Source organism: Neisseria animaloris (assembly GCF_900637855.1).
GTDB classification, from domain to species: domain Bacteria; phylum Pseudomonadota; class Gammaproteobacteria; order Burkholderiales; family Neisseriaceae; genus Neisseria; species Neisseria animaloris.
The window spans coordinates 510,147-525,564 of the sequence record NZ_LR134440.1 but is presented as its reverse complement, the minus strand read 5'-3'; the positions used below and the strand labels follow the sequence as shown (position 1 = coordinate 525,564).

Annotated in this window: 14 protein-coding genes; 10 read left to right on the top strand and 4 right to left on the bottom strand. The window is 54.1% G+C overall.

Going from position 1 to position 15,418, the window contains the following annotated elements:
• The first annotated feature begins 42 nt into the window (after nt 1-42).
• The 5 genes from EL216_RS02520 to trmB all read left to right on the top strand — a co-directional run bounded on the left by EL216_RS02520 (nt 43) and on the right by trmB (nt 4,833).
• Nucleotides 43-1,080 (top strand): ChuX/HutX family heme-like substrate-binding protein, encoded by a 1,038-nt coding sequence (locus tag EL216_RS02520; protein ID WP_085389894.1) that lies wholly within the window; start codon nt 43-45, stop codon nt 1,078-1,080.
• Between the two features lie 166 nt (nt 1,081-1,246).
• Nucleotides 1,247-2,038: a heme/hemin ABC transporter substrate-binding protein gene (locus EL216_RS02515; RefSeq protein ID WP_085389893.1), complete on the top strand. Its 792-nt coding sequence runs from the start codon at nt 1,247-1,249 to the stop codon at nt 2,036-2,038.
• A 236-nt stretch (nt 2,039-2,274) separates the two neighbouring features.
• Entirely contained in the window at nt 2,275-3,216 is a 942-nt protein-coding gene (locus tag EL216_RS02510) for a FecCD family ABC transporter permease (RefSeq protein WP_085389892.1), read from the top strand.
• A 3-nt stretch (nt 3,217-3,219) separates the two neighbouring features.
• On the top strand, nt 3,220-3,969 hold the full coding sequence (locus EL216_RS02505; protein WP_085389891.1) for an ABC transporter ATP-binding protein: 750 nt from the start codon (nt 3,220-3,222) through the stop codon (nt 3,967-3,969).
• A 150-nt stretch (nt 3,970-4,119) separates the two neighbouring features.
• Nucleotides 4,120-4,833: a tRNA (guanosine(46)-N7)-methyltransferase TrmB gene (trmB, locus tag EL216_RS02500; RefSeq protein ID WP_085389890.1), complete on the top strand. Its 714-nt coding sequence runs from the start codon at nt 4,120-4,122 to the stop codon at nt 4,831-4,833.
• An 81-nt stretch (nt 4,834-4,914) separates the two neighbouring features.
• On the opposite strand, the gene lgt is transcribed toward trmB, so the two are convergent.
• Complete coding sequence (lgt, locus tag EL216_RS02495; RefSeq protein ID WP_085389889.1) at nt 4,915-5,769, bottom strand: prolipoprotein diacylglyceryl transferase; 855 nt, start codon at nt 5,767-5,769, stop codon at nt 4,915-4,917.
• 358 nt (nt 5,770-6,127) lie between these two features.
• Between lgt and putP the strand changes: the two genes are divergently transcribed.
• Both putP and EL216_RS02485 read left to right on the top strand, forming a co-directional pair.
• Nucleotides 6,128-7,624, top strand: coding sequence for a sodium/proline symporter PutP (gene putP, locus EL216_RS02490; RefSeq protein ID WP_085389888.1), 1,497 nt, complete (start codon nt 6,128-6,130; stop codon nt 7,622-7,624).
• Nucleotides 7,625-7,764: 140 nt separating this feature from the next.
• Nucleotides 7,765-8,385: a riboflavin synthase subunit alpha gene (locus tag EL216_RS02485; RefSeq protein WP_085389887.1), complete on the top strand. Its 621-nt coding sequence runs from the start codon at nt 7,765-7,767 to the stop codon at nt 8,383-8,385.
• A 162-nt stretch (nt 8,386-8,547) separates the two neighbouring features.
• On the opposite strand, the gene mutL is transcribed toward EL216_RS02485, so the two are convergent.
• Nucleotides 8,548-10,530, bottom strand: coding sequence for a DNA mismatch repair endonuclease MutL (gene mutL / locus EL216_RS02480; RefSeq protein ID WP_085389886.1), 1,983 nt, complete (start codon nt 10,528-10,530; stop codon nt 8,548-8,550).
• Nucleotides 10,531-10,616: 86 nt separating this feature from the next.
• A complete protein-coding gene (locus EL216_RS02475; protein ID WP_085389885.1) occupies nt 10,617-11,267 on the bottom strand; it encodes a DedA family protein in 651 nt (216 codons plus the stop codon).
• Between the two features lie 197 nt (nt 11,268-11,464).
• Between EL216_RS02475 and hda the strand changes: the two genes are divergently transcribed.
• From hda to cutA, 3 genes are read left to right on the top strand one after another with little or no spacing between them, the layout of a single operon-like run.
• The gene (gene hda / locus EL216_RS02470) at nt 11,465-12,133 is read left to right on the top strand and encodes a DnaA regulatory inactivator Hda (protein ID WP_085389939.1); all 669 of its coding nucleotides are present in this window, start codon (nt 11,465-11,467) and stop codon (nt 12,131-12,133) included.
• On the top strand, nt 12,130-12,798 hold the full coding sequence (locus tag EL216_RS02465; protein WP_085389884.1) for a histidinol-phosphatase: 669 nt from the start codon (nt 12,130-12,132) through the stop codon (nt 12,796-12,798). Before hda ends, EL216_RS02465 begins: the two co-directional genes overlap by 4 nt.
• Before the next feature lie 11 nt (nt 12,799-12,809).
• The gene (gene cutA / locus EL216_RS02460) at nt 12,810-13,133 is read left to right on the top strand and encodes a divalent-cation tolerance protein CutA (RefSeq protein WP_085389883.1); all 324 of its coding nucleotides are present in this window, start codon (nt 12,810-12,812) and stop codon (nt 13,131-13,133) included.
• Between the two features lie 115 nt (nt 13,134-13,248).
• Here the strand turns inward: cutA and EL216_RS02455 are convergent, their stop codons facing one another.
• The gene (locus tag EL216_RS02455; RefSeq protein ID WP_085389882.1) at nt 13,249-15,300 is read right to left on the bottom strand and encodes an OPT family oligopeptide transporter; all 2,052 of its coding nucleotides are present in this window, start codon (nt 15,298-15,300) and stop codon (nt 13,249-13,251) included.
• Nucleotides 15,301-15,418 lie beyond the last annotated feature (118 nt).

Below are 15,418 nucleotides of genomic sequence, written 5' to 3'. Positions count from 1 at the left end.
GGCCGTCTGAAAAGCCGAAAGTCATAAAAGGAGCAGAACCGAATGAATCTTTGGGAGCAATACCAAGCCAACAAAGCCCGAAAACAGGGCATGTATTTCCCGCGCGAAGCCGCCGCCGATTTGGGCGTGAGCGAAGGTGCGCTGATGGCCGACGCGCCGGAAACGGTTTACCTCGGCGGCAAAAACAATATGCGTGGTATCGTGCTGAAACTACACACGCTGGGTTTGGTGCAGTGCATCGTGCGTAACAGCGTGTGCGTACACGAAAAGCAGGGCATTTATGAAAACGTGAGCATTTCGGAAACATCGGGCATCGCCGTGAACGTAGGCGGAATCGACCTGCGGATTTTTCCGGCGCGCTGGCATCATGTGCTGGCCGTTACCAACCGCGACGGCGAAAAAGTGTCCCGTTCGATTCAGTTTTACGACGAATTCGGCGTGTCGGTGCAGAAAGTGTTTATGCGTGAAGAAGGCAAAGAAGCCGAATGGCAGGCATTGCTTGATACCTTCCGCACCGAAGGCAAGCCGGCATTCCAAACCGGCGAACTGCCGCCCGCAACCGCCACGCCCGCGCTGCCGTCTGAAAAAGAAGCCGCGTTTCAAGAACGTTGGAACGAGTTGAAAGACGTGCACCACTTCGGCGGCCTGTTGGAAACATTTGAAGTCGACCGCCAAACCGCCTACCGCCATGCCCCCGAAGGCGCAACCAAACTGCTGAACCACAGCGCATGGCAGCAAGCGCTCGAAGCCGCCCGCGACCGCGGCATCGACATCATGATCTTCGCCGGCAACCGCGGCCTCGTGCAGATTCAAACGGGCAAAGTACACAACGTCGTGCGCGCCCGCGGCTACCTTAACGTACTCGACGGTAAAGAAGAAGGCTTCAGCATGCACTTGAAAGACGACGAAATCGTAGAAACTTGGGTGGTGCGCCGCCCGATACGCGACGGCTTCGTTACCTGCGTGGAAGGTTTCGACAACCGCCGCAAAACCGTGCTTCAAATTTTCGGCAAGCGCAAAGAAGGCGAACCCGAACTCGAAGCATGGCGCGAAATTACCGATAAACTGCTGGCAAGTTGATGCTCGGTAAAGTGTTCAGACAGGCATAGAGGCCGTCTGAATGAAAGTATGCCCGCCCTACCGTTAAAAAAGAGAGTAATGAAATCGTAACCGAACCTTTCAGACGGCCTCTTTCCATACAGTCCGAGGCCGTCTGAAAAGTTTTATATTCCAAAAGGAAAAACACATGAAAAAAACCATCTTCGCCGCCGCCGTATTGTGCGCCGCCCTGCAAACCGCTTACGCCCAACGCATCGTGGTGATGTCGCCCGACGTGGCCGATATCGTTGTGGCATTGGGTGCGACCAACGAAATCGTCGGCCGCGACCAAACCGTTCAAAACCCCGTATTGAAAAGCAAGCCCAGCATCGGTATCCACCGCCAATTAACCGTCGAGCCGATTATCGCCGCCAAACCCGACGTGGCAATCGGTTCATGGATGGTGCAGCCGGCCACCATTTTCGCCAACCTGAAAAAAGCCGGAGTGAATGCCGTGAACGTCGCCCCCGACGACAGCATCGCCGCCTACCCGCAAAGCATCCGCGCCGTGGGCAAACTGATTAACAAAACCGCCCAAGCCGACGCATTGGCAGGCAAATGGCAGGCCGAGATGAAACAGCAGCCGCAAAACGGCAAACGCTATCTCTTCAGCTACGACGGCCGCATCGTTGCCGGTAAAAACACCGCTGCCGACGAAATCATCAAACGCGCAGGCGGCATCAATGCGGCAGCCAACCTCGACGGCATGAAACCGCTCAACCGCGAAGCATGGATTGCCGCCAAGCCCGACGTGATCATCATCGCCGACCATCATGAAAAACTGATCGGCGGAGTCAAACAATTCACCGCCCGCCCTGAAGTCGCCGGCAGTAACGCCGCTAAAAACGGCAAGATTTATTTGTGGCAGGCCAACGATATGTTCCGCTACGGTTTGGATACGCCGGAGATTGTGAAGAAATTGAACGGGTTGGCGAAATAGAATGGCCGGTTTTCAGACGGCCCCGATCAATCGTGGAGGCCGTCTGAAAATACCCCAAGTAGTGCGGGCATCCCTGCCCGCCGCAATTCATTGTATACAAGAACCGTGTTTTGATTGACGGCATACGGCGGGCAGGGATGCCCGCACTACGGTTAATGATTCTTTCAGACGGCCTGCATGGAGTAAATAACAAGAAGCCGTCTGAAACAAACGCTTACCCACTTACTTTCCTGATTATGAAATTCCGAAATTTAATTCTCTGCCTCATCTTTACCGCCGCGCTTATTTGGTTCTGTGCCGGTATCGGTTTCGGCGGATGGCAGCCGCCGCATCAGATGGACGAAACCGTACAAAGTATACGTCTGCCGCGTGTCGCCACCGCGCTGTTGGTTGGTGCGGCTTTGGCGGCGGCGGGGGCGGCGTTGCAGGCTTTGTTTGAAAACCCGCTGGCCGACCCGAGCCTGATCGGCACTTCCGGCGGCGCGGCATTGGGGGTGATTATCGTGCTGGCGTTCGGCGTGGGGGCAATCGGCGTGCCGCTGGCCGCTTTTGCCGGAGCGTTGGCGGTGTGCCTGCTTATTCTCGCCATACACCGTTTGTTTGGCGGCGGTACGCTGGGGCTATTGGTGCTGGGCTTTGTGTTGAGCGCATTCTCGGCGGCCATCGTGAGTCTGATTCTGTTTTTATCCGACGACATGGTATTGCGCAGCGCAACCATTTGGTTGTCGGGCAGTTTGGCTGAAGCAGGATTTACTTCACCGTTGTATGCTGCGCTGGTGATGGCGGTCGGGCTGGTGCTGCTGTTTTGGGCGGGTAAGCGGCTGGATTGCCTGATGCTGGGCGAAGACACGGCGGTCAGCATGGGGATTTCGGTTAATGCGACGCGGGTACAAACCGTGGTCGGCGCGGCTTTGCTCACCGGCGCGGCGGTTTCGTTGTCGGGCGTTATCGGCTTTCTCGGCATGATGGTGCCGAACGTGCTGGCGCAAGCCGTCGGAGGACGGCGCAGCAAATTGATTCTGCTTTCGGCATGGCTGGGGGCGGTGTTTTTGCTGGCGGTGGACAGCGCGGCACGCTGGATAACCTATCCGGTCGATGTGCCGGTCGGTATCATCATCGCTTTGCTGGGCGGGCCGTTTTTTATGTGGCTGTTTGTCAAACCGATGCGGAAAGGATAAATTATGGAAAACATTTCTTTCCGAATCAGTTGTTTAAATGTGGAAGCTAAAGGAAAAACCATTCTTTCAGTGGAAGAATTATCGCTGCCGAACGATTGCTGCACCGCCATCATCGGCCCCAACGGGGCGGGCAAATCTACCTTGCTGAAAGCCTTGATACGGCAAGCGGGGAAAGGCAATGTAAGCCTGTTCGGTGCCGATGTCGCTCCGCAGCTCAAGCAGGGCAAAGTGGCTTGGGTCGGCCAGCACGGGCAATACCAGATGCCGCTTACCGTGCGCGAATACATCGAGCTGGGTCGTTATCCGCATACTTTCCGCACTAATAAAGACCGCGAGCAAACCCAACGGCAAGCCGATGAATTATTGGATTATTTCGACCTTTCCGATTTGGCGGAAAAACGCATCGGTACGCTTTCCGGCGGCGAACAGCAACGCGCCAACATCATCCGCGCACTGCTGCAAAACGCCCCGATACTGCTGCTCGACGAACCGTGCAACCATCTCGATATCCGCCACCAGCACCGTTTGATGCAATACTTAACCACACACGGCAAGCATTTCAGCACGGTAATGGTGTTGCACGATTTAAATCTTGCCGCCCGTTATGCCCGCCATATTATTTTGATGAACAAAGGCAAAATCGTTTCTACCGGCAGCGTGGACGAAGTGATGCAGTCCGAACGGCTGCAAGCCGTTTACGGCTGGGAAATCAACCGGGTTCAAGACGGCCGAGGCGTGTATTTCAGAGTTTGACCGCCGAGGCCGTCTGAAAACGGTGCCAACATGGCAAAAGCCGAGTAGAATACGCATTCTCTTTTAATATCAGGCCGTCTGAAAAGTTTTTGTGAAATTGAAACTTTTCAGACGGCCTCTGAACAACTTCTTGCAAATTATCAAAACAACATGACCGAACAAAACCGACACAACGAATCCCAAGTGCCCGAACAATACAAACGCAGCATCCGCAGTTTTGTTTTGCGCCAAGGCCATATGACCGCCGCCCAGCAAAAAGCCATCGACACTTTATGGCCGGATTTCGGTATAGATTATCAAACCGATGCCATTGATCTGAATCAGCGGTTCGGACGGGATAATCCCAAAGTGCTCGAAATCGGCTTCGGCATGGGCGTGGCCACGGTAGAAATCGCCAAACGTTTGCCTGAAAAAGACTTTTTGGCCATCGACGTGCACGGCCCCGGTGTCGGCAATATCTTGAAACTGATTGAAGAAGAGCAGGTGGGCAACATCCGCGTGATGCGTCACGATGCAGTGGAGGTGGTGGAAAATATGCTGGCGGACGGCAGTTTGGACGGCATTCATATTTTCTTTCCCGATCCGTGGCACAAAAAACGCCACAACAAACGCCGCTTGGTTCAAAGTCCGTTTATTGCCAAACTTTTGCCGAAACTGAAAACAGGCGGTTACATTCATCTGGCTACCGACTGGGAAGAATACGCCGTGCAAATGTTGGAGGTGTTGAGCGGTTTCGACAACCTGCGCAACACCGCCGAAAATTATGCGCCCACGCCCGATTACCGCCCCGAAACCAAATTCGAAGCCCGCGGTAAACGCTTGGGGCACGGCGTGTGGGATTTGGTATTTACCAAAATGGAATAAAGCGAGATAAAGGCAGCATATATAAAACTAAAAGGCCGTCTGAAAAACTTTCAGACGGCCTTTCTTTGTGTCGTTATCCAATCAAAGCGGCTGGTTGCGTTTGCCGAAATAAACGAATCCGATAATGCCGAGAACAATCATCGGCACACTCAACCATTGCCCCATCGATAGGCCCAAAGTCAGCAAGCCGAGGTAGTCGTCGGGTTGGCGGGCAAACTCGGCGATAAAGCGGAAGATGCCGTAGCCTGCAAGAAACACCATCGACACTTGCCCGACCGGACGCGGTTTTTTTGAAAACAACCATACGATAACAAACAGGCTGATGCCTTCCAACGCAAACTGGTAAAGCTGCGAAGGATGGCGGGGCAGCATGCCGTATTGCGCGAGCCACTCCGCCCATTGCGGGTTATGGGCGGCGGAAGTTAAGTCTTCATGGGCGGCTTGCGGAAAGCCCATGGCCCAGAAGGCGTTGATGTCGGTAACGCGACCCCACAACTCGCCGTTGATGAAGTTGCCGATACGCCCGGAAGCCAAGCCCAGCGGAACCAGCGGGGCGACGAAATCGGCCACGCGCCAGAAGCCGATGTTGTACCTGCGCCCGAACAGCCACATGGCGGCGAGCACGCCTAAAAAACCGCCGTGGAACGACATGCCGCCTTCCCACACTTTAATGATGTCGGCGGGATTGGCGAGGTAGTACGAAAATTTGTAAAACAGCACGTAGCCCAAGCGCCCGCCCAAAATCACGCCGAATACGCCGTAGGTGAGTAGGTCGTCGAGCATTTCTTTGGTAAAAACGGAGTTGCCTTGGCCGATGCGCCGTCTGCCGAGCAAAATAAACAGGACAAATGCCAGAATGTAGCTGAGTGCATACCAGCGCACGGCAAAGGGGCCGATGCTGAACAATTCGGGGCTGAACTGCGGGTGTATCATCATAATGATTATCGCCTTCGTGTTTTTAAGGCGGCCATTATAACAGTTGGACAAGGGCTTGGGAGTGCGCGGCTGCTTGGATGGCTTTATCGGCGGATTGGGCGGAACAGTATGCAGAAGGCCGTCTGAAAAGGCTGTTACGACAGATAAGCGGCTTTTTCAGACGGCATTTTGCTTCTTGAATAACCGTTAATCCGACGTTGTTAAACGCACGTTAACAAATATTGACTAATGTCAAAGCGTGGGTTTAAATGCCGCTACAACCGTTTTCAGGCGGCTGTGAAACAGAAAAAGAAACGTTATTGATGCCGCATCGCCTGAAGCGAGCGGTTTTTTTAAAGAGTAAGAAATTGAGGTTTATATGGGTAATTTTAATCCGATGTACGTAACCTTCGGAATTTATCTGATTGCCGTGCTGCTGATCGGCATGGCGGCCTATTATTCCACCCGCAGTTTTGACGACTATATTCTCGGCGGCCGCAGTTTGGGCAGCTTCGTAACGGCCATGTCGGCGGGTGCTTCCGACATGTCGGGCTGGCTGCTGATGGGTCTGCCCGGCGCGGTTTACGTCAGCGGTTTGAGTGAAGCATGGATTGCCATCGGTCTGACGGTGGGTGCCTATTTCAACTGGCGTTTGGTGGCGGGCCGCCTGCGTGTGCATACCGAATACAATAACAACGCCTTAACGCTTCCCGATTATTTTTTCCACCGTTTTGGTAGCAAAGGCGCGGCAATGAAAGTGATTTCTGCCGCCATCATTCTGTTTTTCTTCACGATTTATTGTGCCTCCGGCATCGTGGCGGGAGCCCGTTTGTTCCAAAGCCTGTTTGACGTTACCTATACGCAGGCCATGTGGCTGGGGGCAGGCGCAACTATTGCCTACACCTTTATCGGTGGCTTCTTGGCGGTGAGTTGGACGGATACGATTCAGGCCACTCTGATGATTTTCGCCCTGATTCTGACCCCGATAATGGTTTATCTGGCGTTGGGCGGTGCCGATGAAATGAACGCCGCCATTCAAAGCGTGGCCGTTTCCACTAGCAAAGAATACGGCAGCCTGCTGGCAGGCACCACGCTGGCGGGCATTATTTCCACCGCCGCATGGGGCTTGGGCTATTTCGGCCAGCCGCACATTCTGGCGCGGTTTATGGCGGCCGAAAACGTGAAATCGTTGGCTTCCGCCCGCCGTATCGGGATGACGTGGATGATTCTGTGTTTGGCCGGTGCCTGTGCGGTGGGCTATTTCGGCATTGCCTATTTCGGCGGCAATCCCGATCAGGCTGTTGCGATGGGCGGCAATAACGAACGTATTTTTATCGCGCTCACTACCCTGCTGTTTAACCCGTGGATTGCCGGTATCATTCTTTCGGCGATTTTGGCGGCGGTGATGTCCACCTTGTCTTGTCAACTGCTGGTGTGTTCGAGTGCGATTACCGAAGATTTCTACAAAGGCTTCCTGCGCCCCGATGCGCCGCAAAAAGAATTGGTGTGGATCGGCCGTTTGATGGTGCTGGCCGTGGCCGTGATTGCCATCATTATCGCCGCCGACCCCGAAAGCAAAGTGTTGGGCTTGGTGTCCTACGCATGGGCGGGTTTCGGCGCGGCATTCGGACCGGTGGTGATTTTATCGGTATTTTGGAAGCGTATGACTGCTCTCGGTGCGCTGGTCGGCATGATTGCCGGTGCCGCGGTTGTGGTGGCATGGAAGCCGCTAAACGGCAGCAGTCTCTATGAAATCGTGCCCGGCTTTATCGCCTGTTTTATCGCCATCGTGGTAGTGTCGCTTTTGAGCAAGGCACCGCAAGAAGTGCAGGATAAGTTTGAGGAAGCCGACAAAGCATACCGCTTGGCGAAATAGCCGGTTGGTTCCGAAGAGGCCGTCTGAAAGTTTTTCAGACGGCCTTTTGTGTATAGGTTCGGAGAAATATCGGATACGGCGTGATGGCGGTATCACAATGATATACAATACCGCATCACTCTTTTAAAACAAGGAACAACATGTTTACCGGTATTGTACAAGGCATGGGGCGGATTGTGGCCGTTCGCGAACCGTCTGCCGATTTCCGCACGCACACCGTCGAGTTGCCCGAAGAAATGGCACACAACCTGCAAATCGGTGCGTCCGTTGCCAATAACGGCTGCTGCCTGACCATTACCAAAATCAACGGCAGGGAAGTGGACTTCGATTTAATGGCGGAAACGCTCGCCAAAACCAACCTCGGCTCGCTTGAAGCCGGCAGCTTGGTAAACCTCGAACGTGCCGCCCGTTTCGGCGACGAAATCGGCGGGCATCTGATGAGCGGCCATATTATCGCCACCACCGCGATTACCCGCATCGAACAAAACGAGCACAACCGCACGATTTGGTTTGCATTGCCTGCCGCATTGAAGCCTTATATTTTAACGAAAGGTTTTGTCGGATTGGACGGTTGCAGCCTAACCATCGGCGAGGTGGGCGATACCGAATTCAACGTCCATCTGATTCCCGAAACTTTAGAACGGACTTTATTCGGCGGCCGTAAAGCGGGCGATGTGATCAATATCGAAGTGGATCCGCAAACCCAAGCGGTGGTGGATACCGTGGCGCGGGTTTTGGCAGAGCGCGGCAAGGCGGTTTGAGGAGGCTTGCCGCCCCGTATTGATCGGCTAAAACGGTTGGAAAATTTTATTTAAGCTTTTTTCTGCACTGCACCGTTCCGAAACAAACTCTAAGGCCGTCTGAAAACAAAACATAATGTTTTCAGACGGCCTTTTCAGATTGCTTATCGTTGTGTGCAATATTTACTGCCCGCGCAAAAACAACGCGTCCAATTCTTTCAAAGTGAGCTTCACCCAAGTGGGTCGGCCGTGGTTGCATTGGTTGCTGCGCGGGGTGTTTTCCATGTCGCGCAAGAGGGCGTTCATTTCGGGCAGGGTCAGCTGGCGGCCGGCGCGCACGGAGCCGTGGCAGGCCATGGTGGAGAGGATTTGGTTTTCACGCGCTTCGATGGTTTGGCTGCTGCCGTTTTGGGCGATTTCGCGCAGCATGTCGCGGGCGAGCGAGGCCACGTCGCTTTTGCCGAGCATGGCGGGCACGGCGCGCACGGCAATGGTGTTGCCGCCCATGTCGGAAAGCTCCAAGCCAAATTCGCGCAAGGCTTCGGCATGGTCGGCAAGCGCGGCGGTTTCTTCGTGGCTGGCGGCGAAGGTTACGGGAATCAGCAGGCGTTGGGTTTGCAGGCTGCCGAGGGTGTTGCGCTGGCTTTTCATTTTTTCGTAGTTGATGCGTTCGGCGGCGGCGTGCATATCGATAAGCAGCAGGCTGTCTTCGGCTTGGGCGAGGATATAGATGCCTAAAAGTTGCGCGATGGCAAAGCCTAAAGGCGGCAGTTCGGCGGCTTGGGGATCGTGCTTTTCGGTATCGGTGCTGCTTGGCTGTTCTGCTGTTTCAGGGTGAATTTCAGACGGCCTTTGGATGCCGAAACGGGCTTGCTCGAACTGGCTAAGTTCGATGTCTTCATCCGATTCGGTTTTGCGGTACAGCTCGGCATAAGTATTTAAGGCGGCACGGCTTTCGCGCAGGGAGAGGGTGCGTTGCTGCGGTGCGCGGGCGGTGGAATAGGGCGCGGGTGCGGATTTGCCGCCGAAGCCGCCGAAATGTTGTTGCTGTGGCGGCGCGGTCAGGTTAAGGCCGTCTGAAAGGTTTTCCGACGCGATCGGGTTTTCAGACGGCATGGTTACGCCCAGCATGTCGTGCAATACGCTGCCGGCGTTGCTCACACTTTCGGTTTGGTCGGCACGGGTGCCGGCCAAGGCTTTGTTGAGGGTATGGAACACCAGTTGGTGTACGGCTTGGCTGTCGCGGAAACGGATTTCGGTTTTGGTGGGATGCACGTTTACGTCCACCGCTTCGGGCGGCAGGTCGAGAAACAGCACGAAAGCGGGCGTGAGGGCGTTGTGCAACACGTCGCGGTAGGCTTGTTTTACGGCATGCAGCATCACTTTGTCGCGCACGAAACGGCGGTTGACGAAACAATACTGCTTGTCGGTTTTGCCTTTGGCAAAGGTGGGCTTGGCGATAAAGCCGTTCAGCCGCATGATGCCTTCGCCGCTGTCGATTTCCAAAGAGGCCGTCTGAAAATCATCGCCTACGATGGCGGCGATGCGTTCGTTGAGGCTTTGTGCGGGCAGTTTGAAGATGCTTTTGCCGTCGCGTTTGAGTGAAAAGGCGATGTGCGGATGCGCCAGCGCGAGGCGTTCGAGCATGGTGGCGCAGTGGGCGTATTCGGTGTTTTCGGATTTTAAAAACTTACGCCGCGCGGGGGTGTTGAAAAACAGCTCGGCCACTTCCACAGTGGTACCGACGGGGTGCGCCGCCGCGCCGCTTTCGCTGAGTTTGCCGTCTTCCGCTTTTACCTGATTGGCGTGTGCGCTGCTTTCGGTGCGGCTGGTAAGCGTGAGACGGCTCACCGATGCGATACTGGCCAAGCCTTCGCCGCGAAAGCCCATACTGGCAACGTGTTCCAAATCGGTGAGCGATTTGATTTTGCTGGTGGCGTGGCGGTGCAGGGCGAGAGAAATGTCGTCGGCGTGGATGCCGCTGCCGTTGTCGGTTACGCGTATCAACCTGATGCCGCCGCCGGCAAGCTCCACATCAACCGCCGTCGCACCCGCGTCGATGCTGTTTTCTACGATTTCTTTCAAAGCGTTGGCAGGGCGTTCCACCACTTCGCCGGCGGCGATTTGGTTGACGAGATGGTCGGGCAGGGCGGCGATACGGTTCATTGCGCTTCCTTCGGGGTAAACGGTTTCAGACGGCCTATTATAAACGTAAGGCCGTCTGAATGTTTTTCAGACGGCCTGTGCGGGAATTATCGGGAGCGTTTGCCTGCACGTTTGGCGCGGATGATTTCAATCACGCCGGGCAGCACCGAAATCACGATAATCGCGCCCAGCACCAAACCCAGATTGTTTTTCACCACCGGAATATTGGCGAAGAAATAGCCCGCGTAGGAAAACAGCACCACCCATAAAACCGCACCGATCACGTTGAAGCGGATAAAGCGGCCGTAGTGCATGTTCGCCATGCCTGCTACAAACGGGGCGAAAGTACGCACTATGGGCACGAAGCGGGCGATGATGATGGTTTTACCGCCGTATTTCTCGTAAAACTTGTGGGTTTTGTCGAGATAGCTGCGTTTGAAGATTTTGGAATCGGGGTTGGCAAACAGCTTGGCACCGAAGTATTTGCCAATCATAAAGTTCACCGCGTCGCCGATGATGGCCGAGGTAATCAGCAACGCCACCATCACATGGATATTCATTTCACCGATGGCCGCAATGCCGCCGGCGGCAAACAGCAGCGAATCGCCCGGCAGAAACGGCGTAACCACCAGCCCCGTTTCGCAGAAAATAATCAGAAACAGAATGGCGTAAATCCACGCGCCGTATTGGGCGGCCAGCTCGGTAAGGTGCTGGTCGATATGCAGGATAAAGTCGATAATGGCTGAAATAAATTCCATCGGGATGCTTCCGGTGCGGTGGTTAAAATAGGCCGTCTGAAAAGGATACAGGATAGATTTCAGACGGCCTTATGGTGAATGAAGTTCGCCATTTTAAGTGAAAACGTTAAATCCTGCCAAACGCCTGCCGCAGCTTGCTGCCGTTTGTTGAAACAACGTACAATGTGCCGTCTGAAAGCCGTCTGAAAACCTTTTCCGTGAACCAGCTCATATTCGATTTTGCCGCCCGCGATTACCCTTCGTTCGATAAATTTTTGGGCACTTCCAACGCCGAACTTCTGCACGTTTTGCAACAGCAGCACGGGCAGTTTATTTACGTTTGGGGGCAGCAGGGTTCCGGCAAAAGCCATCTTTTGCAGGCTTGGGTGGCACAGGCATTGCAGGCGGGGCACAACGCCGTTTATATCGATGCCGCCCGCATGCCGCTGACCGACCAAGTGCTCGAAGCCGACTATCTGGCGGTGGATCAGGTTGACAAACTCAACGACGGCGAGCAGGCGGTATTGTTTGAAGCCTTCAACCGCTTTCGCAACAGCAAACACGGCTTTCTGCTGCTGAGTGCCGACGTGCCGCCGCCGCAACTGGTGATTCGCGAAGACTTGCGCACACGCATGGGCTATTGTTTGGTTTACGATGTCAAGCCTTTAACCGACCAAGAAAAAATCAACGCATTAATCAGCATGGCGGCAGCGCGGCAATTAACCGTAGAACCGGAAATCTTCCAATACCTGCTCAACCACTGGCGGCGCGATATGGACAGCTTGATGCAGATGCTCGACACGCTCGACAACTACGCCGTGATGATGGGCAAACGCATCACCCTGCCGCTGCTGCGCCAACTCTTAAAACAACAGGAAACAGAATGAAAAACCTCGCCATTTTCGATTTGGACAACACCTTGATCAACACCGATTCCGACCATTCTTGGCCGCAATACTTAATGAAAAAAGGCGTGGTCGATGTCGAATACACCCGTGCCCAAAACGACAAGTTTTACCGCGACTACCAAAACGGCTGTTTGGACATCGACGAATTTCTTAAATTCCATCTCGAACCTTTAAGCCGCTTCAGCAAAGAAGAGCTGGCTGAAATGCACCGCGAATTTACCGCCGAATTTATCGCCCCGCACATCTCGCCGATGGCCAAAATGCTGGTGCAGAGCCACCGCAACGCAGGCGACGAGCTGCTGGTCATCTCTTCCACCAACGAATTCATCATCACCCCGATTTGCCATATCTTCGGCATTGAAAACATTATCGGCACGCAGCTCGAAACCGGTTCGGACGGCCGCTATACGGGTAATTACGTCGGCACGCCCAGCTTGAAAGAAGGCAAAATCACCCGCCTGAACGAATGGCTGGCCGCACGCGGCGAAACGCTCGAAAGCTACGGCAAAACCTATTTTTACAGCGATTCCAAAAACGACCTGCCGCTGCTGCGTTTGGTGAGTGACCCCGTAGCCGTCAACCCCGATGAAACCTTGCAGCAGGAAGCCGAAGAAAAAGGCTGGCCTGTGCTGAATTTTCGATAAGGCCGTCTGAAATGCCCCAATTCAAACCTTTTGTCGTCGTAACCACTGCGCCCAACCGCGAAGAAGCCGAACGCATCGGCGGCCTGCTGCTGGAAAACCGTCTCGCCGCCTGCGTGCAATACGAAACCATCCGCAGCCAATATGTGTGGGACGGCGAATTGTGCAATGACGAAGAAATCCGCATCGTGATTAAAACCGCCCGCTGCCACTATAAAGCGGTAGAAAAAACCATCGTGCAAAACCACAGCTACGATTGCCCGCAAATTCTGATGCAGCCGGTAAGCAGAGGCTTTGTGCCGTATCTGCGCTGGATGCGGGAGCAGTTGGGTTTGTAGCAGTTAAGACGGCGGATAAAGCCTTCGATCCCAACATCAAATATTAAAGAGGCCGTCTGAAAAAGCCGTAAAACAGCTTTTTCAGACGGCCTCTTGTTTTCCTATTTACCTATCGTTAGCGGGCCGAGTTTAAAACACGTTTGATGAAAATCAGCACGCCGGCGGCAAATGCGGCCAATCCGAGCAGAGAGGCGGCGGTTTCCCAGTTTTCCAAACCCAGTGCCAACGGTGCGTCGGAACCGCCGCTGGTAACGGATGCGGCAATGATGAAGGCCAAAATCACGCCGATCAAGCTCTCGCCGACAATCAAACCAGCGGCAAACAGCGTGCCGGTGCGCTCGGCATAGCGCTGGCGGCGTTCGTTGTTATCGCTATAGCGCGAACGGATGGTGTATTTGAGGAAGGCGGCAACCAAAGCACCGATAAAAATCGGCATGTTGACGGAAGGAGGCAGGTAGATACCCATGCCCACCGCCAGCACGGGCAGGCTCAGTTTGTGTGCCGAGCTTTTCTTCAGCACCAAGTCGGTGATGATCAGGACGATACCGATGACAACACCCGTGAAAATGTATGTCCATTGCAGGTTGTGTGCAAAAATACCTTGGGCGATGGTGGTCATCAACGTGGCTTGCGGGGCGGCGAGTGCTTGGGATGCGTCCATATTCGGGCGCGGCAATGCGCCGGTAAAGCCGTAAGCCTGATAAAGGATTTCCAACACGGGTGCGATAACCAGCGAGCCGACCACGCAGCCGATAATCAGTGCAACCTGTTGCCGCCACGGTGTCGCTTTAACCAGATAGCCGGTTTTCAAATCTTGGAGGTTGTCGTTGGAAATCGAAGCCACAGAAATCACCGCCGAACCGCAGAATAAGGTAAGCGCAAGCATAAATTGGCGGCTGCCTTCGTCGGCAAACAGGCCGGACGAATCGCCGATCAGCAGCAATACCAATGAAATGGCCAAAATGGAAATAATGCCGATACCGGAAATCGGGCTGGATGAAGAGCCGACCAAACCGGCCATATAACCGCAGGCGGCGGCGACTAAAAAGCCGATAGAAGAAGTGAGCAGCGTACACACGATAACCAGCAGCCAAGCCAAGCCGGCGGGAATGGCGGCCGCTTCGATAAAGTGGTAAAAGCTGAACGCCAATACCAACATCATGCCTAAAGTCCATAAAATCATGGCTTTGGGCGACAAATCCTGCTCGATGCGTTCGGTAGAGGCGTGCGTGCCGCTACGGAATGCGCGGAACGAGAGGCGCATGCCTTCCATCATCGGCTTGAACAGCGTAATCAGTGTCCAAATGGCGGCAATACCGATGGTGCCTGCGCCGATAAAGCGCACTTTTTCTTTCCAAAGTTGCAAGGCGTAAGCGGCCATTTCCATATCGGCTGGTTGCGGAACCGAAGACGAGAAATAAGGTACGGCCACGCCCCATGCGATAAAGATGCCGAACAAGATGGCGATGCCGCCGGTCAGCCCCACCAGATAACCCGCACCGAGCAAGGCGAGCGAAAAGCCCATCGGCAGTTGGAAAATGGCATTGCCCGATTTGAACCAATAGCCGGCGCTGTCGGCAATCACGCGCAGGCCGTTGCTGAGAAAGCTCATCAAACCGGCCAGCACGCTGCCCGCAGCAATTTCTTTAATGCCGCTGTCGCCGTTTCGGGGCGTTCTGCCTCCCGCTGCACCGTCTTCCTGTTCGCCGCTGCCTACTTTCAGAATCTCTGCGGCTGCAACTCCTTCGGGGTAGGGCAGGTTGCTTTTAACCACCATGGCATAACGCAAAGGAATGGTAAAAATAACCCCCATAATACCGCCTGCCATGCACAGCAGGGAAGTTTGCCAAAATGGAAAGCCGCTCCAGTAACCGGCCATTAATAAGCCGGGAAGAACAAAAATAATGGTGGAAAGCGTGCCCGCAGCCGAAGCCTGCGTTTGTACCATATTGTTTTCAAGAATATTGCTGCCTTTGGCGAATTTTAAAACCGCCATTGAAATGACTGCGGCAGGAATGGAAGAAGCAAAAGTGAGGCCGACTTTTAAGCCGAGATAGACGTTGGAAGCTGTAAAAACAACGGTAATCAACGCACCTAAAATCATGCCGCGTAAGGTTAGCTCGCGGTATCCCGCGTAGGGGTCATGATGGTGTGATTGTTGGGACATAATTTCACTCTCCTGATTGGAAGGCCTTATATTGTTTCGGAAAACAAAAGCTGTCAAGAAATGTTAGAGTTGTTAACTAACGTAAATATTAATATGTTATGTTTATTTTTTTACAAAG

Bases quoted from the DNA above. Each gene is read 5' to 3' on its own strand.
- EL216_RS02520 (WP_085389894.1), top strand. From the start codon at position 43: ATGAATCTTTGGGAGCAATACCAAGCCAACAAAGCCCGAAAACAGGGC.
- EL216_RS02515 (WP_085389893.1), top strand. From the start codon at position 1,247: ATGAAAAAAACCATCTTCGCCGCCGCCGTATTGTGCGCCGCCCTGCAA.
- EL216_RS02510 (WP_085389892.1), top strand. From the start codon at position 2,275: ATGAAATTCCGAAATTTAATTCTCTGCCTCATCTTTACCGCCGCGCTT.
- EL216_RS02505 (WP_085389891.1), top strand. From the start codon at position 3,220: ATGGAAAACATTTCTTTCCGAATCAGTTGTTTAAATGTGGAAGCTAAA.
- trmB (WP_085389890.1), top strand. From the start codon at position 4,120: ATGACCGAACAAAACCGACACAACGAATCCCAAGTGCCCGAACAATAC.
- lgt (WP_085389889.1), bottom strand. From the start codon at position 5,769: ATGATGATACACCCGCAGTTCAGCCCCGAATTGTTCAGCATCGGCCCC.
- putP (WP_085389888.1), top strand. From the start codon at position 6,128: ATGGGTAATTTTAATCCGATGTACGTAACCTTCGGAATTTATCTGATT.
- EL216_RS02485 (WP_085389887.1), top strand. From the start codon at position 7,765: ATGTTTACCGGTATTGTACAAGGCATGGGGCGGATTGTGGCCGTTCGC.
- mutL (WP_085389886.1), bottom strand. From the start codon at position 10,530: ATGAACCGTATCGCCGCCCTGCCCGACCATCTCGTCAACCAAATCGCC.
- EL216_RS02475 (WP_085389885.1), bottom strand. From the start codon at position 11,267: ATGGAATTTATTTCAGCCATTATCGACTTTATCCTGCATATCGACCAG.
- EL216_RS02465 (WP_085389884.1), top strand. From the start codon at position 12,130: ATGAAAAACCTCGCCATTTTCGATTTGGACAACACCTTGATCAACACC.
- cutA (WP_085389883.1), top strand. From the start codon at position 12,810: ATGCCCCAATTCAAACCTTTTGTCGTCGTAACCACTGCGCCCAACCGC.
- EL216_RS02455 (WP_085389882.1), bottom strand. From the start codon at position 15,300: ATGTCCCAACAATCACACCATCATGACCCCTACGCGGGATACCGCGAG.